The sequence below is a fragment of the Actinomadura madurae genome, assembly GCF_047130825.1.
GTDB lineage: Bacteria > Actinomycetota > Actinomycetes > Streptosporangiales > Streptosporangiaceae > Spirillospora > Spirillospora madurae.
In genome coordinates this window covers 2338293-2358490 of record NZ_CP083237.1, presented here as the reverse complement: position 1 = coordinate 2358490, position 20198 = coordinate 2338293, and the positions used below count along the sequence as shown (strand labels likewise).

The 20198-nt window shown below is 72.9% G+C and carries 13 protein-coding genes and 1 pseudogene; 8 read left to right on the top strand and 6 right to left on the bottom strand.

Features of this window, described 5'->3' with window-relative positions:
- Positions 1 to 134: 134 nt before the first annotated feature.
- The 6 genes from K8Z49_RS10760 to K8Z49_RS10735 form a co-directional block, all read right to left on the bottom strand.
- On the bottom strand, positions 135 to 3077 hold the full coding sequence (locus K8Z49_RS10760) for a helix-turn-helix transcriptional regulator (protein WP_412518468.1): 2943 nt from the start codon (positions 3075 to 3077) through the stop codon (positions 135 to 137).
- A gap of 249 nt (positions 3078 to 3326) precedes the next feature.
- Positions 3327 to 4760 (bottom strand): rhamnulokinase, encoded by a 1434-nt coding sequence (locus tag K8Z49_RS10755; protein ID WP_412518465.1) that lies wholly within the window; start codon positions 4758 to 4760, stop codon positions 3327 to 3329.
- Positions 4757 to 5377 carry a LutC/YkgG family protein gene (locus K8Z49_RS10750; RefSeq protein ID WP_021599678.1) on the bottom strand — a complete coding sequence of 207 codons (621 nt, stop codon included), beginning with the start codon at positions 5375 to 5377 and terminating at the stop codon, positions 4757 to 4759. Before K8Z49_RS10750 ends, K8Z49_RS10755 begins: the two co-directional genes overlap by 4 nt.
- Positions 5374 to 6831, bottom strand: a complete 1458-nt coding sequence (locus K8Z49_RS10745) for a LutB/LldF family L-lactate oxidation iron-sulfur protein (protein ID WP_412518463.1) — start codon at positions 6829 to 6831, stop codon at positions 5374 to 5376. The genes K8Z49_RS10750 and K8Z49_RS10745 overlap by 4 nt, the downstream gene beginning before the upstream one ends.
- Positions 6828 to 7544: a (Fe-S)-binding protein gene (locus K8Z49_RS10740; RefSeq protein ID WP_021598288.1), complete on the bottom strand. Its 717-nt coding sequence runs from the start codon at positions 7542 to 7544 to the stop codon at positions 6828 to 6830. Before K8Z49_RS10740 ends, K8Z49_RS10745 begins: the two co-directional genes overlap by 4 nt.
- Positions 7541 to 8605 carry a LacI family DNA-binding transcriptional regulator gene (locus K8Z49_RS10735; protein WP_021598289.1) on the bottom strand — a complete coding sequence of 355 codons (1065 nt, stop codon included), beginning with the start codon at positions 8603 to 8605 and terminating at the stop codon, positions 7541 to 7543. The genes K8Z49_RS10740 and K8Z49_RS10735 overlap by 4 nt, the downstream gene beginning before the upstream one ends.
- Before the next feature lie 302 nt (positions 8606 to 8907).
- On the opposite strand from K8Z49_RS10735, the gene K8Z49_RS10730 reads away from it, so the two are divergent.
- The 8 genes and pseudogenes from K8Z49_RS10730 (at position 8908) to K8Z49_RS10695 (ending at position 20198) form a co-directional block, all read left to right on the top strand.
- Positions 8908 to 10446: a sugar ABC transporter ATP-binding protein gene (locus K8Z49_RS10730; RefSeq protein WP_024935545.1), complete on the top strand. Its 1539-nt coding sequence runs from the start codon at positions 8908 to 8910 to the stop codon at positions 10444 to 10446.
- A 76-nt stretch (positions 10447 to 10522) separates the two neighbouring features.
- Positions 10523 to 11635 (top strand): ABC transporter permease, encoded by a 1113-nt coding sequence (locus K8Z49_RS10725; protein WP_021598292.1) that lies wholly within the window; start codon positions 10523 to 10525, stop codon positions 11633 to 11635.
- Positions 11632 to 12621, top strand: a complete 990-nt coding sequence (locus K8Z49_RS10720) for an ABC transporter permease (RefSeq protein WP_021598293.1) — start codon at positions 11632 to 11634, stop codon at positions 12619 to 12621. Before K8Z49_RS10725 ends, K8Z49_RS10720 begins: the two co-directional genes overlap by 4 nt.
- Positions 12622 to 12694: 73 nt before the next feature.
- Positions 12695 to 13780, top strand: a complete 1086-nt coding sequence (gene rhaS, locus K8Z49_RS10715; RefSeq protein ID WP_024935544.1) for a rhamnose ABC transporter substrate-binding protein — start codon at positions 12695 to 12697, stop codon at positions 13778 to 13780.
- An 11-nt stretch (positions 13781 to 13791) separates the two neighbouring features.
- A pseudogene (locus tag K8Z49_RS10710) lies at positions 13792 to 14128 on the top strand (L-rhamnose mutarotase).
- 106 nt (positions 14129 to 14234) lie between these two features.
- On the top strand, positions 14235 to 15446 hold the full coding sequence (gene rhaI, locus K8Z49_RS10705; RefSeq protein ID WP_412518458.1) for an L-rhamnose isomerase: 1212 nt from the start codon (positions 14235 to 14237) through the stop codon (positions 15444 to 15446).
- Positions 15447 to 15448: 2 nt separating this feature from the next.
- On the top strand, positions 15449 to 16930 hold the full coding sequence (locus K8Z49_RS10700; RefSeq protein WP_412518456.1) for a BNR repeat-containing protein: 1482 nt from the start codon (positions 15449 to 15451) through the stop codon (positions 16928 to 16930).
- A gap of 25 nt (positions 16931 to 16955) precedes the next feature.
- Positions 16956 to 20198, top strand: a complete 3243-nt coding sequence (locus K8Z49_RS10695) for a family 78 glycoside hydrolase catalytic domain (RefSeq protein WP_412518454.1) — start codon at positions 16956 to 16958, stop codon at positions 20196 to 20198.

The window sequence follows — 20198 nt, the reverse complement described above, 5'->3', positions numbered from 1 at the left end:
TGATCCCCTCCGGCGTTTCCGACGCCCTAACCTTGCCAAACCCGAATATCGGCGCGGCATCGTGGAGAACCCGTACTTACGTGCGCTGCGGGGTCTGGCGCGCGTACGGGACGTACGTGATGTAAGAGTCGGATCTAGGCGGAACGGTTCATAGCGGTCGCGACACCGACGCGCGAGGAGACGCCGATCTTGGCGAACACGCGGGAGAGATGGGTCTCGACCGTCCGGACGCTGAGGAACAGCTGCTCGGCGATCTGCTGGTTGCTCTTGCCCTCGGCGACCAGCAGCGCGATCTCGTGCTCGCGCGGCGAGAGCCCGAACGGCAGGTCCTTCTTGGCGCCCTTGGGCCGGCCCTGGGGCGCGGGCGTGGTCGGCACCCGGACGCCGAGGCGGCGCTGCTCGCGGACGGTCTGGGCCAGCAGCCCGCGCATCCCGCACGCCTCGAAGGTCTCCGCCGCCGCGCGCAGCCGCTCGCGGGCCGCGGTGCGCTCGCCGGCGGCGGCGTGCGCGACGCCGGCGGCCAGCTCGGCGCGGCCGGCCTCGGGCCGGCGGCCCGCCTTGGCGAGCAGGTCGGCGGCCTCCGCGGCCAGCGCGGCCGACGCGGCCGGGTCGCTCGCCCGGACGGCGTGCGCGCGGGTCAGCTTCGCCAGCCCGACGTCGCCGGTCAGCGCCGGATTGGCGATCGCGTCGGCGATGCCGGCCCACGCGGCTGCGTCGGCGTGGTCCTCCTGCGCGGCGCGGACCGCGGCCAGCGCCTCGGCGCAGATCACCAGCGTGCTGAAGTCCAGGCCCTGGGTGCCGTCGCCGCACGCGGCGATCAGCGCGGTCGCGCCCTCCTCCAGCCGCCCCTCGTTGATCACCGCGATGGCGCGCGCGACGTGCGCCATGTGGGTCCACCACTCGCCCGAGCCGGTGTCGTTGGCGACGGCCTCGTCCCCGGCGCGGACCGCCCGCTCGTGGTCGCCGATCCAGCTCGCCGTGAGGCACTGCTGCATCAGCCCGTAGGCCAGCACCTCCTTGGACCGCAGGTCGCGGCCGACGGCGGTGGCCTCGTCGGCGACGGCGGAGGCCTCCTCCAGCCGCCCGAGCTGGGTGAGGACGCGCGACTGCCCGGCCAGCATGTAGCCGAGGATGAACGTCTGGCCCGTCGTCCGGGTGATCGACACCAGCCGCTCGACGTGCCGCAGCGCCTCGTCGTACATGCCGAGGAACGACTCGGCGAACACCAGCCAGGCGAAGCAGTCCAGGCAGTCGGCGAAGTCGTTGTCGGACGCGGCGGAGAACAGCTGGTCGGCGGTCCGCGCGTAGGCGATCGCCTCGTCGATCTGGCCCCGCCCGTACGACACGATCGGGCGCATCGACGCCACCGCCGCGGTCAGCCCGGGGCCCCAGCCGGGGTCCCGTTCGGGAATGCTGTCCAGGACGGCCTGCGACCCGCGGGTGTCGATCTTCTGGATGCGGTCGGCGACGAGCCGGATCCGCAGCAGCACCGCCTCGGGCGTCTGCCGGTCGGTGATGCGGCGCAGCTCGTCCAGCACCAGGGCGCGCGCCTCGTGGATCCGGCCGAGCTGGCGCTCCATCACCGCGCACATGTGCACGGTGCGGGCGCGGCGGACGGTGTCGTCGGACGGCAGCAGGCCGAGCAGGGTGCGGGCGCTGTCGCGGCCCTCCTCGGCGTGGCCGCTGACCGCCTGCGCCTGGGCCAGCTCGACCAGCAGCGCGAGGCGGTCCGGGTAGGCGGCGTCGGCGCCGTCGGGCATCAGGTCGAGGGCGGCCTGCAGCCAGTACGCGGCGGTGCCGGGCGCCTGCTGCGCCACGACGCGGGCGGCCTCCACCAGCGTCCGGATCGCCTCGGCGTCGCCGAACCGCGCCGACCGCACCACGTGGTGGGCGCGGACGGCCGCCGGGGCGCCCAGCTCGGCCAGCCGCGAGGAGACACGGGAGTGCGCGGCGATCCGCCAGCCGGCCGCAGTGGAGGCGTAGGCGACGTGCCGCACGAGGGGGTGCCGGAACCGGAACCGGCCGCCCGGCGCGGGCCGCACCACGTCGTGGCCGGTCAGCACGTCCAGGGCGGTGAGCGCGGCGTTCTGCTCCATCTCCGCGGCGACGGCGGCGAGCGCGGGCTCGAACACGTCCGCGGCGACGGCGGCGCCGCGCGCCATCCGCAGCGCCTCGGGCGGCAGCGCGCTCAGCTCCACCTGCAGCGCCGCCCGCACCGGCGGCGGCACCTCGGTGAGGCTCGCTACGCCCTTCTGCCAGCTCTGCCGGTCGATGCCGTCGCCGCCCGCCGGGGCGGCCCCGTCCGGCATCTTCGACAGCGCCTCAAGGTAGAAGGGGTTGCCGCCGCTGGCCTTGAACAGGGCCCTGCACCGGGTGTGGCTGACGTCCGGGCCGAGGAACTCCCTGACCTCGCTCTCGCTGAGCGGGTCGACGGCGACCCGCACGCCCTGCGGGCCGGCCGCGTCCACCAGCGCCGCCAGCCGCGGCGACGCCTGGGCGGGCCGGTAGGCGACCGCGACCAGCACCCGGCCGCGCGGCGGGTGCCGGACGAGATGGTCCAGCAGTTCGATGGTCGCGTCGTCGGCCCAGTGCAGGTCGTCCAGGATCAGCACCAGCCCGGACGGCTCGGCCAGGTCCTCCAGCAGGTGCCGGACGGTCCGGTGCAGCTGGTAGCGCGCCGTCCGGGACTCCGGGGAGGCGGCGGGCGGCTCGCCGGTGATGTCGGCGAGCGCGGGGAACACCGTCCCCAGCAGCCGCAGCGCGCCCTGCGACAGGTGCAGGGTCTGGTCTTCGAGGTGGTCGTCGAGGGCGTCGACGACGGCGCCGAACGGCATCTCCTGCTCGAACTCGGCCGCCCGGCCCGCCACGTACGGCAGCTTGCGCGCGCCCGCGGCGTCCGCCAGCTCGTTCAGCAGCCGCGACTTGCCCGCGCCGGGCTCGCCGACCATCGCCAGGAAACCGTAGCCGCCCTCGGCCGCGTCCAGCACGCGGTCGATCTCGCGCAGCGCGTCGCGCCGGCCGACCAGCGGGCCGTTGCCGGGCCGCCCCCCGGCGCCGCGGGCCGCACGACCCTCCATGCTCACACCCCACCAGGCGGTCGATACGCCGTGATCCTGCTCGTCGTCGTGGTCCCTGAGAACTGGCGGACTTACCTTATCGGGTGGAACGTCAATAAGGTGGGGCAACACGCCCCCGCCCGCGCGCGGTGCCCGCGGGCCGGTCTCCTCCGTCCATTAGCAATGAACGGCCCTCGGGCGCCCCATGTCAACCTTGGGAAGGTAAACCGTCCCGGCACCGTGACATCCCGGGGCGCCCGGAGGCACGGGTCAGCCCTCCAGCCCCAGGCGGGCGGCGGCTTCCCTCCAGCGCGCCTCGTCCCCGGACGGCGTGTAGCGGCGGACGTCCTGGGTGGCGGCCACCAGCGCCCGGCACTCGGCCAGGCCGCCGGCCGCGCCGTGGGCGCGGGCCTGGATCAGGACGTTGCCGAGCGCGGTCGCCTCCACCGGACCCGCCACCACCGGCAGGCCGCCGGCGTCGGCGGTCAGCCGGCACAGCAGGTCGTTGCGGCTGCCGCCGCCGACCAGGTGGACGACGTCGACGTCCCGGCCCGACAGGCGGGACGCCTGGCGGAGCGCGGCGCGGTGCGCCAGGGCGAGGCTGTCCAGGATGCAGCGGACGGTCTCGGCCCGGGTCGACGGCTCGGGGAACCCCCGGCGGCGGCAGTGCGCGGCGATCCGGGCGGGCATGTCGCCGGGCGGCAGGAACTCCGGGTCGTCGGGGTCGACGAGGGAGCGCAGGCCCGGGACGTCCGCGGCCTCGGCGAGCAGGGCGGGCAGGTCGGGGCCGCCCCAGGTGCGCAGGGACTCCTGGAGCAGCCACAGCCCCATCACGTTCCGCAGGTAACGGACCGTCCCGTCGACGCCGCCCTCGTTGGTGAAGTTGGCCTTGCGGCTCGCCTCGGTCAGGACGGGCGCGTCCAGCTCCACCCCCACCAGCGACCAGGTGCCGCACGAGATGTAGGCGAACCGCTCCGTCGTCGCGGGCACGGCGACGACGGCGGACGCGGTGTCGTGGGAGCCGACGGCCGTGACGGGCAGGGCGCCGTGGCCGGTCTCGGCCGCCACGTCCGGCCGGAGCGCGCCGATCACCGAGCCGGGGTCGCGGAGCGGCGGGAGGATCGCCGCCGGCAGGTCCAGCCGGGCGAGGAGCTCCGCCGACCAGGTGCCTTCGCGGACGTCCAGGAGGCCGGTCGTGGATGCGTTCGTCCGCTCCGCGCCGATCTCGCCCGTCAGCCAGTAGGCCAGCAGGTCCGGGATCAGCAGGAGCGTGCTCGCCGCGGCCAGGTCGTCCGCCGCCAGCTGGTAGATCGTGTTGAACGGCAGGAACTGCAGGCCGGACGCCTGGTAGAGCAGGTCGTCGCCCAGCTCGGCGCGGATCCGCTCCATCACCCCGGCCGTGCGGCCGTCGCGGTAGTGGACGGGATTGCCGAGCAGGTCGCCGCCCCCGTCCAGCAGGCCGTAGTCGACCGCCCACGAGTCGATGCCGGCCGACACCAGGCCGTGCGGCGCGGCGCGCAGGCCGTCCAGGACGTTGCCGTAGAGCCCGAGGACGTCCCAGTGCAGGGTGCCGTTGACCCTGACCGGGCGGTTCGCGAAGCGCCGGACCTCGTCCAGGGCGAGGGTGCCCGGCCCGACGCGCCCGGCCATCACACGGCCGCTCGACGCCCCCAGGTCCACGGCGGCGAAGGTCGCTTCGCTCATGTGACGACCAGCACCTCCAGCGTCCTCGGCCCGTGCACGCCCTCGACGCGGGACAGCTCGATGTCGCTCGTGGCCGACGGGCCCGACACGAACGTCAGCGGGCGCCGAGGGTCCAGCCGTTCGAGCGCCTCCGGCACGTCCGGGGCGACCTGGTCCGCCAGGACGACGATCAGGTGGTAGTCGGGGACGAGCGACAGCGCGCGCGCCCCCTGCGCGGCGCCGTGGTCGAGCACGATCGTGCCCGTCTCGGCGATGGCGGCGGCGCAGCCGGTGACCGCGCCCGCGAGCCCGTCCAGGGACGGGACCGACGGGTCGCGGACGATCACGTCCCCCGCCGCGGACGTCCACTCCTCCGGCAGGTCGGACGGAACGCCGTACGAGCCGGGACGGGCCGCGAGCCGCTCCGCGACCGTCGCGGCGATCTCCGCCGGGGAGACCCGCAGGACCGTCGCCCGGTAGTGGGCGACCCGCTCCGCGAACAGGTCGAGCACGCCGTCCTCGTGGTGGCGGCGCAGGTAGCCGCGGTCGATCCGGTCGTAGGAGGCGGCGACCTCGGCGGCCGGCCGTTCGGGCATCACCCGCTCGATCCGGCCGAGGATCTCCTCGCGCGCGTTCACGTGTCCTCCCCCTCCTTCCGGCCGCCGTCCGTGCGGGCCCACCAGGCGCGGAACGACTCGGGCGGCGGCGCGGGCGCGTCCCGCGTCTCGGTCCACGCGCTCAGCGGGCCGGGCAGCCGCCGGATCCGGCCGCGGCGCGCCACGGCGCGGCGGCTCGCGGACGCGGCGCGCTGCGCCAGCGCCAGCCGGGTGGGGGAGCGCAGCGTCCACCCGGCCGCCGCCATCGCCACCCGTTCCAGCGGATGGCGCGGGCCCTTCTCCACGGCGCGGGCCCGCAGGTGGACGAGCACCTCCGGGATGTCGATCGCGACCGGGCACGCCTCGAAGCACGCCCCGCACAGCGACGAGGCGTAGGGCAGCGAGGCGTCCACCTTCGACCCGATGCCCCTGATCTGGGGCGACAGGATCGCGCCGATCGGCCCCGGATACGGCGACCCGTAGGCGTGGCCGCCCGCGCGCTGGTAGACCGGGCACACGTTCAGGCACGCGGAGCAGCGGATGCAGCGCAGCGCCTGCCGGCCCACCTCGTCGGCCAGCGTGTCGGTGCGGCCGTTGTCGAGCAGGACGAGGTGGAAGTCGCGCGGGCCGTCGCCGGGGGAGACGCCCGTCCAGGTGGAGGTGTAGGGGTTCATCCGCTCGGCCGTGGACGAGCGGGGCAGCAGCTGCAGGAACACCTCCAGGTCCCGCCAGCCGGGCACGATCTTCTCCACGCCCATCACCGAGATCAGCGTCTCGGGGAGCGTCAGGCACATCCGCCCGTTGCCCTCCGACTCCAGCACGACGAGCGAGCCGGTGTCGGCGACGGCGAAGTTCACCCCCGACACCCCGACCTTCGCCGACAGGAACTTGGCGCGCAGGTGCCGCCGGGCGGCCTCGGCCAGCTCGGCGGGGGAGTCGGTCAGGCCCTCCGGCGCGTCCTGCATCGTGCGCAGGAAGATGTCGCGGATGTCGGACCGGTTCCGGTGGATCGCCGGGACGAGGATGTGCGACGGCCGGTCGTCCCCGAGCTGGACGATCAGCTCGGCGAGGTCGGTCTCGTAGGCGGTGATGCCCTCCTCGGCGAGGAACTCGTTGAGGCCGATCTCCTGCGTGGCCATCGACTTGACCTTGACGACCTCGGTCTCGCCGGTCGCCTTCACCAGGTCGGCCACGATCCGGTTGGCCTCGGCCGCGTCCCGCGCCCAGTGCACCGTCCCGCCGGCCTCGGTGACCTTCTCCTCCAGCAGCCGCAGGTAGTGGGAGAGGTTCTCCAGGACGTGGTCCTTGATCTGCTTGCCCGCCTCGCGCAGCGCGGACCAGTCGTCCAGCTCCGCGACCGCGGAGGCGCGCCGCCCCCGGATCGTCGTGGTCGCGTGCGCCAGGTTGCCGCGCAGCCGGGTGTCGGCCACCGCGCGCCGGGCGGCGTCCGGGAACGACGGCATCCCGACGTAGGTCGGCATCTTCGCTTCGCTCATCGTGACGGGTCCTCCTCCGTGGAGGCGAGGATCTCGGCCAGGTGGACGGCCCGCACCCCCGCGCGTGTGCGGGTGAGCGCGCCCCCGATGTGCATCAGGCAGGAGTTGTCGGCCGCGCACAGCGCCTCGGCCCTCGTCTCCCGGACGGCGGTGACCTTGTCCGCGCACATCGCCGCCGACACCTCGGAGTTCTTCAGCGCGAACGTCCCGCCGAACCCGCAGCACTCGGCGGCGTCCGGCAGGTCGACCAGGTCGATGCCGCGGACCTCGCGCAGCAGCCGCAGCGGGCGGTCGCCCACGTGCAGCATCCGCAGCGAGTGGCACGTCGGGTGGTAGGTGACGCGGTGCGGGAAGTACGCGCCGACGTCGGTGACGCCGAGGACGTCCACCAGGAACTCCGACAGCTCGTACACCCGCGACGCCACCCCGGCCGAGCGCGGCGCCAGCCTCGGATGCCAGTCCCGGATCATCGCCCCGCACGAGGCGGACGGCGTCACGATCGCGTCGTAGGGCTCGAACGTCTCGGCGAACCCCTTGACCAGGGGGAGCGCCTGCCGCCGGTAGCCGGTGTTGAGATGCATCTGCCCGCAGCAGGTCTGCGTTTCGGGGAACTCGACGTCGTGGCCGAGCCGCCGCAGCAGCCGGACCACCGCCTTGCCCGTTCCCGGGAACATCGTGTCGTTGACGCAGGTGAGGAACAGCGCGACCTTCATGAGGCGCCTCCGGACGGGGAGCGGCTGGACTCGCGGACCACCAGTTCGGGTTGGAACATGACCTGCTGGTGGGCGTGCCCGCCCGATTCGTCGCACTCCTCCAGCAGCAGCTCGGTCGCGATCCGGCCGAGCTGGTACGTGGGCTGCCGCACCGAGCTGAGCGGGACGGCCGCCGCGGCCGAGAACTCGATGTCGTCGTACCCGATCAGCGCGACGTCAGTCGGCACCTTCACCCCGGCCTGCAGCAGGACGCGCAGCACACCGAGCGCGAGCAGGTCGTTCGCGCAGAAGATCGCGTCGGGCAGCGGCGGGCCCGCCTCCAGCAGCCGCCGCGCCGCCTCCTGCCCGGACCGGGCGTTCATCGCCCCGACGGCCACCTCGCGCATCGCCTCGCGGCCGAGGCCGGCGGCGCGCAGCGCCCGCAGCGCGCCCTTGCGGCGGTCGGCGCACTGGCGCAGCACCGTCGGCCCGGTGACGAACGCGAGCGTGCGGGCGCCGCCGTCCAGCAGCTCGCCGGCGGCCAGCTCGCCGCCCGCGACGTCGTCGACGGCGACCGAGCACTGGTTGGCGCGCGGCGTCGGATGGTCGAGCAGCACCACCGGGACGTTGCGCTCGCGCAGCCGGTCGGCGGTCTCGCCGTCGTCGCCGACCGGGGTCAGCAGCACGCCGCGGACCCGCTGCTCGGCGAACACCCGCAGGTTGCGCTGCTCCCGCTCGTTCGACTCGCCCGACGACGACAGGATCACCGCGTAGCCGCGCTCGCTGGCGGTGTCCTCCACGCCGCGCGCCACGTCGGTGAAGAACGGGTTGCCGAGGTCGAGCACCATGAGGCCGATCGTGCTGCTGTGCCCGGCGCGCAGCGTGGACGCCGAGCCGTTGCGGACGAAGCCCAGCTCGCGGATCGCCCGCTCGACCCGGGCCCGGGTCGCCGCGGCGACCCGCTCGGGCCGGTTGAGCACGTTGGACACGGTGCCCGGCGAGACACCGGCGTGCGCCGCGACCTGCTTGATCCCGACCGTTCTGCCCGGGTTCTCGGGACGTCCGGTGTCGTCTGTGCTCAATCGGTGTGCCCCCGGTCCGTCCGCGTGCCGTGTCGCCGCTCACTTTGGGTCATCGGATTAAAACGTGTCAACCCCGGAGTCGGGACGCGGGCCCGGCAAACCTCGCTGGCCGGTCCCGGCCGCGGCCGATTCCGAAAACTTCGCCGCCCTTGCGAGCACGGGCTTTGCGCAGGCTCGGCGGGGGGCCGCCGAGAGATCACCTCTTGACGAGTGCTCCGGCTCACATCTAGCGTCCTCCGCAACATCCTGTTAAAACGTTTTTCATTCGTACGTCACAGACGTCCCCCGCGAGGAGGGCCGCGATGGGTGCACCGGGCCGGTCGGCGCCGCCGACATTGGCACTGGTCAACGTGAGTAAGTCGTTCGGCGCCGTGCGCGCCCTCCAGGGCGTCACCCTGGAGCTCCACGCGGGCGAGGTGCACGCCCTGGCCGGGGAGAACGGCGCGGGCAAGTCCACGGTTGTAAAAACGTTCGCAGGCGTGCACCGCCCCGACGCGGGCGAGGTGCGGGTGGACGGCACGGCCGTCGCGTTCGGCGGGCCCGCCGACGCGCAGGCCGCCGGCGTCGCGGTCATCTACCAGGAGCCCACCCTGTTCCCCGACCTGTCGGTCGCCGAGAACATCTTCATGGGCCGCCAGCCGCGCGGCGCGCTCGGCCGCATCGACCGCCGCGCCATGCACGCCGAGGCCGCCCGGCTGTTCGGCCGGCTCGGCGTCGCGCTGGACCCTCAGCAGCCCGCCCGCGGGCTGTCCATCGCCGACCAGCAGGTCGTCGAGATCGCCAAGGCCATCTCCCGGGACGCGCGGGTCCTCATCATGGACGAGCCCACCGCCGCGCTCACCGGCCAGGAGGTCGCGCGGCTGTTCACGGTCACCCGCACCCTGCGCGACCAGGGCTGCGCCATCCTGTTCATCTCGCACCGGCTGGAGGAGATCTTCGAGCTCTGCCAGCGGGTCACCACGCTGCGCGACGGCACCTACGTCGGCACCGACCGGACCGAGGACATCACCGCCGACGACCTCGTCCGCCGGATGGTCGGCCGCGACCTGGACGCGCTCTACCCCAAGCAGGACGTCGCGCCCGGCGAGGTCGCGCTGAAGGTCAGCCGGCTGACCCGCGAGGGCGCCTTCACCGACGTCTCCTTCGAGGTCCGCCGCGGCGAGATCGTCGCGCTGGCCGGGCTCGTCGGCGCCGGGCGCAGCGAGGTCGCCCGCGCCGTCTTCGGCGTGGACCGCTGGGACGCCGGCCGCGTCGAGGTCGACGGCCGCGCGCTCCCCGCGGGGAGCCCCACCGCGGCGATGTCGGCCGGGCTCGCCCTCGTCCCCGAGGACCGCCGCCAGCAGGGCCTGGTCATGGACATGTCCATCGAGCGGAACATGGGCCTCACCCAGCTGAGGGCGCTGCGCCGGGAGACCGGGCGCGGCGGGCTGATCTCCCGCAAGGTCGAGCGCGACCGCGCCGCCGACTGGGGCCTGCGCCTCCAGCTCAAGTACTCCCGCCTCACCGACGCCGTCGGCGTGCTGTCCGGCGGCAACCAGCAGAAGGTCGTGCTCGCCAAGTGGCTGGCCACCGAGCCGGCCGTGCTGATCGTGGACGAGCCGACCCGCGGCATCGACGTCGGCACCAAGGCCGAGGTGCACCGGCTGCTGTCGGAGCTGGCCGCGCAGGACCTGGCGGTGCTGATGATCTCCTCCGACCTGCCGGAGGTGCTCGGCATGGCCGACCGCGTCCTGGTCATGCACGAGGGCCGGCTCACCGCCGAGATCGCCCGCGCGGACGCGACCGAGGAGAGCGTGATGGCCGCCGCGACCGGCCGCCCCGGCAGTGGAAAGGCGGCCTGATGACCGCAGCGAAGCGAGGATCTTCAGGCCGCCCGCCCTGGGGTCCGGGGGCCGCCCCCCAGAAAGGCAGGGCCTGATGACCGTCCTCGCACAGTCCCCGGCCAAGCCGGGCTCGGGCGGGCCGCCGGGCGGCGGCCGCCGCCTCGTCGACCTGGTGCTGCGCGCCCGCGAGCTGAGCATCCTCGGCGCCCTCGTCCTGCTCGTCGTCGGCACGACCCTCGCCAACCCGCGGTTCCTGTCGGGGCAGGGCGTCAAGGACATCTTCCTCAACGCCTCGATCCTGGTGCTGCTCGCCGTCGGGCAGAGCATGGTCGTCGTCACCCGCAACATCGACCTGTCGGTCGGGTCCGTCGTCGGGCTCGTCGCGTTCAGCGCCGGCAAGTTCGCCTCCGGCGGCGACCGCAACGTCGTGCTCGTCGTCCTGGTGGGCGTCCTCATCGGCCTGGTCTGCGGGCTGGTGAACGGCCTGCTGGTCAGCTTCTGCCGCGTCCCCGCCCTGGTGGTCACCCTCGGCACGCTCTACGTGATCCAGGGGCTCGACTACCGCATCGCGCACGGCGACCAGATCGGCGCCGCCGAGCTGCCGTCCTCGGTGCTCAAGCTCGGCAACGACGGCGTCCTCGGCATCCCGTACCTGCCGATCATCACCGTGATCGTGATGCTGGCCGTCGGCTTCTACCTGCGCTCCTACTCCTCCGGACGCGAGTTCTACGCGATCGGGTCCAGCCCCGAGGCCGCGATGCTCGCGGGCGTGCCGATCCGCCGCCGCGTCCTGACCGCCTACCTGGTCAGCGGCGCGCTGGCCGGCCTCGCCGGGGTGCTGTGGCTCGCCCGGTTCGGCACCGTCGTCGCGGACGCCGCGCACGGCTGGGAGCTGACGGTCGTCAGCGCCGTGGTCGTCGGCGGCGTCGCCATCACCGGCGGCGTCGGCACCGTGTACGGGGCGGCGCTCGGCGGGTTGCTGCTCACCACCATCGGCAGCGTGCTGGTGGTGCTCAAGGTCAACTCGTTCTGGCAGGACGCCATCACCGGTGTCCTCCTGCTGCTGGCCATCAGCGTCGACCGGCTCCTGGCGCTGCGCGTCACCCGGGCGCTCAAACAGCGGTCGCTGGAGTCCACCGTCCACCGGGACGTGAACGGCGGCGGCGCGGCCGGGACCGCCGAGGCTTCGAAGGAGGGCCGGGCATGAGCCGCCTGATGCGGTGGGAGACCGCCGTCACCGCGCTGCTGATCGTGGTGTTCGCGAGCGGGGCCGGGTTCTCGCCCGACTTCGCCAACAACGACAACCTGTCGTTCGCGCTGGACGACCTCAGCGAGATCGCGCTGATCGCGCTGCCGATGACGCTGCTGGTGGTCTGCGGGCAGGTCGACCTGTCGGTCGCCTCGATCCTCGGCCTGTGCAGCGCCCTGACCGGCAAGCTGTGGGACGGCGGCATGGCGATCGAGACGATCATCCCGATCGTGCTCGTCGTCGGCCTCGTCTGCGGGCTGGTCAACGGCCTGCTCGTCACCAAGCTCGGGCTGCCGTCCCTCGCCGTGACGATCGGCACGATGACCCTCTACCGGGGGCTGGCGTACGTGACCCTCGGCACCGGGGCGATCTCGGAGTTCCCCGTCGCCTACACCGACCTCGCGACCCAGTCCATCCCGGGCACCCCGATCCCGTACCCGATCGCGCTGTTCGCCGTGCTCGCCCTCCTCACCGGCGTCGTCCTGCACGCCACCGGCCTCGGGCGGTCGCTGTTCGCGATCGGCGCGCAGGAGGACGCCGCCTACTTCGCCGGCATCCGGGTCAAGCGCATCAAGCTCGTCCTGTTCGTGGTCTCCGGCCTCGTCGCCGGGTTCGCCGGCATCGTCTACACGCTCCGCTACGGCAGCGCCCGCGCCGACAACGGGCTCGGCCTGGAGCTCACCGTCATCGCGGCGGTGCTGCTCGGCGGCGTCGACTTCGACGGCGGCAAGGGCACCCTCGGCGGCGTCATCGCGGCCGTGCTGCTCATCGGCCTGCTCCGCAACCTGCTGATGCTCAACGACGTGTCCACCGAGGTCCAGTCCATCGTCACCGGGCTGCTGCTCATCATCAGCGTCCTCACGCCGCGGCTGATCGCCGTGGTGCGCGAGGCACAAGGCCGGCGGCGGGGCGCGCGACCCGCGGTCCCCGCCGCCGCACCATGACCCGCCGAGACCGTCCCCCCGCCGCGTCCACCCCCACCCCGAAGCACGACCCGGAATTCTGAAAGGCACCCTGATGACCACTCGTTTGCGCGCCCCGCGCCGGCTGGCCGCCGTCGCCACGGCGAGCGTCCTGGCCCTCAGCCTGGCCGCCTGCGGCGGAACCACCAAGGACTCCTCGTCCGGCTCGGGGGACGCCAAGTCCGGCGGGAACGCCTCCGCGAACCCGAACGCGCCGCTGAAGAAGGGCCTGAAGCTGGCCTTCCTCCCCAAGCAGGTCAACAACCCCTACGAGACGATCGTCGACAACGCCGGCATCGCGGCGACCAAGGAGTTCGGCGGCGAGGCCAAGGAGGTCGGCCCGTCCGACGCGTCCGCGTCCTCGCAGGTCTCCTACATCAACACGCTGATCCAGCAGCGGCACGACGCGATCCTCATCGCCGCCAACGACGAGAACGCGGTGTGCGGCCCGCTCAAGCAGGCGATGTCCAAGGACATCAAGATCGTCGCCTACGACTCCGACACCAACCCCGACTGCCGCGACCTGTTCATCAACCAGGCCAGCTCCGAGGAGATCGGCCGCAGCGAGGTCAAGCTGCTGTCCGAGCAGATCGGCGGCAAGGGCGAGATCGCGATCCTGTCGGCGACCGCGAACGCCACCAACCAGAACACCTGGATCAAGTTCATGCAGGACGAGCTGAAGAAGCCGGAGTACTCCGGCATGAAGCTCGTCAAGATCGCCTACGGTGACGACGACGACCAGAAGTCGTTCCAGCAGACGCAGGGCCTGCTGCAGGCCTACCCGAACCTGAAGGGCATCATCTCGCCCACCACGGTCGGCATCGCCGCCGCGGCCCGCTACATCTCCGGCTCCAAGTACAAGGGCAAGGTCGCGCTGACCGGCCTCGGGACCCCGGACCAGATGCGCAAGTTCGTCAAGGACGGCACGGTCGAGGCGTTCGAGCTCTGGGACCCCAAGAACCTCGGGTACCTCGCGGCCTACGCGGCGGCGGCGCTGTCGTCCGGCCAGATCACCGGCGCGCAGGGCGAGAAGTTCAAGGCAGGCAAGCTCGGCGAGCGCACGATCGGCGCCAACGGCGAGGTCATCCTCGGCCCGCCGACGGTCTTCGACGCGAAGAACATCGACCAGTACCACTTCTGATCCCAGCCGAGATGACGACGTCCGAAAGCAGGAAGCGCGTGTGCTTCCTGCTGAAGGTCAGGCAGGACCGCCTGGAGGAGTACAAGCTGCGCCACCAGGCGGTCTGGCCCGACATGCAGAACGCCCTGCGCGACACCGGCTGGCACAAACTACTCGCTGTTCCTGCGGGAGGACGGCCTCCTCGTCGGCTACCTGGAGACCGACGACTTCGAGGCCGCCCAGGAGGCCATGGCCCGCACCGAGGTCAACGCCCGGTGGCAGGCGGAGATGGCGCAGTACTTCGAGGACCTCGACGGCCGCCCCGATGAGGGCATGCGGCCGCTGACCGAGGTCTTCCACTTGGACTGACCGGTGACTGGAACGGAGCGCCAGCGGAGTGGAGGGCACCGGTCAGTCGCACTTGCCGGGGGGTCTGGGGGGTCGTCCCCCCCAGCTTTATAGGAGAGAGGTAACCGTGACAGACACCAGCGCGGTGAAGGACGCCCTGCGCCGCCAGCAGATCGAGACTCCCTCGTGGGCGTACGGGAACTCGGGGACCCGGTTCAAGGTCTTCGCCCAGCGGGGCGTGCCGCGCACCCCGCAGGAGAAGATCGACGACGCCGCGCAGGTGCACCGCTTCACCGGCGTCGCGCCCAGCGTGGCCGTGCACATCCCCTGGGACAGGGTGGACGACTACGCCGCGCTGGCCGCGCACGCCAAGGAGAGGGGGGTGCGGATCGGGGCGGTGAACACCAACGTCTTCCAGGACGACGACTACATGCTCGGCAGCGTCACCAACCCCGATCCCGCCGTCCGCCGCAAGGCCCTCGACCACCTCCTCGAAGCGGTCGACATCATGGACCTCACCGGCTCCCGCGACCTGAAGCTGTGGTTCTCCGACGGCACGAACTACCCGGGGCAGGACGACATCCGCGCCCGCCAGGACCGGATGGCCGAGGCCCTCGCCGCCGTCTACGAGCGGCTCGGCGACGACCAGCGGTTCCTGCTGGAGTACAAGCTGTTCGAGCCCGCGTTCTACATGACCGACCTGCCGGACTGGGGCGCCTCCTACGCGCACTGCGTCAGGCTCGGCCCGAAGGCGCAGGTCGTGGTGGACACCGGGCACCACGCGCCCGGCACGAACATCGAGTTCATCGTGGCGTTCCTGCTGCGCGAGGGGAAGCTCGGCGGGTTCGACTTCAACTCCCGCTTCTACGCCGACGACGACCTGATGGTCGGCGCGGCCGACCCGTTCCAGCTGTTCCGCATCATGCACGAGGTGGTGCGCGGCGGCGGCTACGACGCGTACACCGGTGGGGGGGCGACCCCCCACACCCCCCAGCGAGAACGTGGAGCCGGCGTCGCGTTCATGCTCGACCAGTGCCACAACATCGAGCCGAAGATCCAGGGCCAGATCCGCTCGGTGATGAACGTCCAGGAGGCCACCGCGAAGGCGCTGCTGGTGGACATGGACGCGCTGCGCGCCGCGCAGGAGTCCGGCGACGTCCTCGGGGCCAACGCGGTGTTCATGGACGCCTACAACACCGACGTCCGGCCGCTGCTCGCCGAGCTGCGCGAGGAGATGGGCCTGCACCCGGACCCGGTCGCCGCCTACAAGGCGTCCGGCTACTACGAGCGGGTGGTCGAGGAGCGCAAGGACGGCCAGGCCGCCGGTTGGGGCGCCTGACCATGGCCGGGACGCTCCGCCGGGGCGGCGCCGCGACCGCGGCCCTGGCCACCGCAGCCCTGGTCGCGGCGGCGCTCACCGGCGCCGGCCGGGCCGACGCCGCCGCGCCCGCCGGGGAACGGGCCGCGGGCCCGGCCCTGCAGAGGCTGAAGGACACGCGGCTGGACGCGAAGGCGCTGTACTTCGTGTCCTATGACGGCCTGGTCAACAACGGCTCGTTCCAGCAGAGCGGCATCCTCACCTACGCGGGCTACCAGTACGCCGGCTGGTACACGGCCGACCGGAGCGCGGTCATCGCGCGGCGGCACCTGCCGAACGGCCCGTGGAAGAGCGTGACGCTGCCGCACAAGCTCAGCACCGACGACTCGCACAACGTCATCTCCATGGGCGTGTCGCCGCAGGACGGCCGCCTGCACGTGGCGATGGACACCCACGGCAACCAGGTCTACTACACCAGGTCCGAGCCGGGGCTCGCCTCCGATCCGTCCCCGGGCCGCTGGGACGCGTCCCGCTTCGGACCGGTCCAGCGCACCCTCGACGGCACCGACCTGGGCGGCATCACCTATCCCCAGTTCGCCGTCACGCCCGAGCGCAGGCTCCAGCTCGTGTACCGGACGGGCGGCTCCGGCAACGGCACCAACGAGATCGCCGAGTACGACGCGGCGGGCGGCGGCAGCTGGACCAGGCTCGGCAAGTGGTCCGGCGCCGCCGGCACGTACTCCGGCAACGGGCAGACCAGCACCGCCCGGAACATGTACGTGCACGGCATCACCTACGGCCCGGACGGCCGCCTGCACGCCGCGTTCACGTGGCGCGAGCAGAACTTCGGCGTCCTGTGCCACCCGGGCGGCCTGTCCAACCACGACACCGGCTACGTGTACTCCGACGACCGCGGCCGCACGTGGCGCAACGACGCCGGCCAGGTCGTCGGCGCCACCGGCACCGCGGACCAGGTGGCCCTGGACGATCCGGGGCTGGTCGTCGACCCGCTCGACCCGAACCACGCGCTGATGAACCAGGAGAGCCAGGCCGTGGACGCGGCCGGCCGCCCGCACGTGGTCATCAGCTACGTGCCGGGCCGGTTCACCCAGTGCGTCACCGACTTCACCGCCCAGCGCAAGGCGTACTCGCGCACCTTCCACCTGACCCGCGACGCCGGCGGGAAATGGCGCAAGGTCGAGATCCCGGTGCCGAACGAGGCCTTCGGCCGCTCCCGGATCGTGTTCGACAAGGCGGACAACGCCTACGTGATCATGCCGTTCGGACGGATCGTCGCCGCGAGCAAGGCCGGCGGCTGGACCGACTGGAAGCTGCTGTTCGACGGCACCCACTACTCCGGCGACCGCACGCTCAACGCCTTCGGCGAGGTCCTCGTCGACGACTCCCGGGTCGCCACCGACGGCGTCCTGTCCGTGATGTACCAGCAGAAGTCCACCGGCACCACCCCGTCCCCGATCCGCGTCATCGACTTCAAGCTCGGCTAGACGAGTCGACAAGGAGCACCCGAGGATGCCCCCAACCTCACCACGTCGCTGGACCGCCGCCGCCGTCGCGGCCGGGCTCGTCCTCGCCGTCGCCGCCCCCGCCCACGCGCGGGAGAGGGCGGCGCTGAGCGTCGCCGGGCTGGAGACCGAGCACGCCACCACCCCGATCGCCGTCGCCGACCCCGAGCCCCGGCTCGGCTGGCGGCTGACCTCGCGCGAGCGGGGCCAGCGGCAGACCGCCTACCGCATCTCGGTCGCCACCGCCGACGGCGGCGACACCGTCTGGGACTCGGGCCCGGTCTCCGGGGCGCGGTCCTACGACGTCCGCTACGGCGGCCCGGCGCTCAAGCCGGCGACCCGCTACACCTGGCGGGTCAAGGTCGCCGACGCCGACGGCGACTGGACCGGCTGGAGCAGGCGGACCTGGTTCGAGACCGCGCTCGCCAAGGCCGGCTGGCGCGGCTCCTGGATCGGCGCCCCCGGCGACGCAGCGTCCACCCCGGACCTGAAAGGCACCAACTGGATCTGGTACCCCGAGGGCGACCCGGCCGCCGAGGCGCCCGCCGCGTCGCGCTACTTCCGGGGGACGTTCGACCTCTCCTCGGTGCCGCAGGGCGCCCGGCTGGTCATGACCGCCGACGACGGCTTCACCGCGTGGGTGAACGGCGCCGAGGCCGGGTCACGCGACCCCGACCCGGAGGCGGAGAACTGGCGGCGCCCCATCGTCGTCGACGTGGCGTCCAAGCTCCGGCAGGGCCGCAACGTCATCGCCGTCAAGGCCACCAACGGCAGGGTCAGCCCGGCCGGGCTCCTCGGCAGGCTGGAACTGCCCGGCCAGGAGCCGGAACGGTTCGACACCGGCGCGGCCTGGCGCTCCGCCAACGAGGAGCCGTCCGGCGACTGGCGGGCGGCGGACTACGACGACGCGAGCTGGGCCGAGGCGAAGGTGCTCACCGCCTGGGGCGGTGCGCCCTGGGGCGAGGTGAGACCCGAGCGGCCCACCCTTCCCGAGCCGCTCCTGCGCCGCGACTTCGCCGTCCGGGGCAAGAAGATCGCCAAGGCCCGGCTGTACGCGGCGGCGGCCGGGTACGCCGAGCTGAGCCTGAACGGCAGGCGCGTCGGCGACGGGGTCCTCGAACCCGGCTTCGTCCGCTACGACAAGCGCGTCGAGTACACCACCCACGACGTCACCCGGATGCTGCGGCGCGGCGGCAACGTGATCGGGGCGCGCCTCGGCCGCGGCTTCTACGGGATGACCCAGCAGAACGTCTGGAACTGGCACGCCACGCCCTGGACGGCCGAGCCGCGGCTGCTGGCCCAGCTCGTCGTCACCTACGACGACGGCAGCACCCAGACCGTCGCGACCGACGGGTCGTGGCGCTACGCCGAGGGCCCGGTCCGGTTCGACTCCCTCTACGGCGGCGAGACCTACGACGCCCGCGAGGAGAAGCCCGGCTGGGACCGTCCCGGCTTCGACGCCTCCGCCTGGAAGCAGGCGGCGGGCGTGTCCGCGCCCACCACCACCGTGGTCCCGGAGGAGCACGAGCCGATCAAGGTCGCGCGCACGCTGCGGCCCGTCGCGGTCACCAGCCCCAAGCCGGGCGTCCACGTGTTCAAGATGCCGCACAACACCGCCGGCTGGGCCCGCATCCGGACCCGCGGACCCGCGGGCACGAAGATCACCCTGAAGTACGGCGAGAGGCTCAACGCCGACGGCACCGTCCAGTCCGGCAACGGCCTGGTCACCGGACGCTCGCAGACCGACGAGTACATCCTCGCCGGACGCGGGACGACCGAGACCTGGGAGGCCCGCTACACCTACAAGGGCTTCCAGTACGTCGAGGTGACCGGCTGGCCCGGCGAGCCCCCCACGGTCGCCGATCTCGACGGCCGCGAGGTCCACAGCGACCTGAGCCCGGCCGGCTCGTTCGGCAGCTCCAACGAGCTGTTCAACACGCTGGAGACCGCCACCCGGCAGACCGTCGTCAACAACTGGCACGGCATCCCGACCGACACCCCGATGTACGAGAAGAACGGGTGGACGGGCGACGCCCAGCTCATGGCCGAGATGGAGATGGGCCGGTACGACCTGCGGCGGCTGTTCGCCAAGTGGATGACCGACCACCGCGACAGCCAGGGCTCGAACGGGCTCGTCCCCGCGATCGTCCCCGACAACGGGTGGGGCCTCGGCGACGGATGGCCGTCACCGCCGTGGCACGCCTCGTTCACCGTCATCCCGTGGCAGATGTACCAGCGGTACGGCGACCGCGACGTCCTCTCCGACAACTACCCCGCCATGCGCCGCTACCTGGACGACTGGCTCACCCGCGTCGACGGCGAGGGGCTCTACCCGAGCAAGCTGAACGACTACCTGGCCCCCGGGTACGGCGGCAACACGCCCGAGGACATGCGGCTGCACGGCACCGCCTACACCTACTCCAACACGCTGATCATCGCCGGCATCGCCGAGGTCCTCGGGCAGGACGCCGACGCGGCCCGCTACCGGGCGGCGGCGGCGAAGATGAAGGACGCCTTCAACAAGGCGTTCCTGCGCGGCGACGCCTACGTCACCGACACCGACCCCGGCTACCGGCAGACCAACGCGCTGATCGCGCTGGCCCTCGGCCTGGCGCCGCAGGAGTCGCAGAAGGCCGTCACCGACCGGCTCGTCCGGGACGTCGAGGAGCGCGGCGACCACCTCAACACCGGCGCGCTCGGCACCAAGTACCTGCTGACCGAGCTGACCGCGCGCGGTCACGGCGAGCTCGCCTACAAGGTCGCCACCCAGCGCACCTACCCGAGCTGGGGCTACTGGATCGACAACGGCGCGACGACGCTGTGGGAGCGCTGGGACCTGGACGCCCGGTCCCGCGACCACGTGTTCCTCGGCGGCGCCATCGGCGAGTGGTTCACCGAGGACCTCGCCGGTATCGAGCCGGCCGCGCCCGGCTTCGACCGGATCAGGATCGCGCCGCAACCGCTGGGCGACCTGACGTCGGTGAACGCCTCGGCACCCACCCCGCACGGCCCGGTCACGGTCCGGTGGACGAAGTCCGGCTCCGGATTCGTCCTCCGCGTTACCGTCCCGGTCGGTGCCACCGCCGAGATCGAACTGCCCGCCGCGACCGCGGACCGGGTCACCGAGAGCGGGCGGGCGCTCGCCTCCGCCCCGGGCGTGCGCGTCCTCGGAGCCGGAGCCGGCGCCAACGGGAGCGTCGTCCGGGTGGCGGCCGAGTCCGGCTCGTACACCTTCCACGCACGCAAGTGA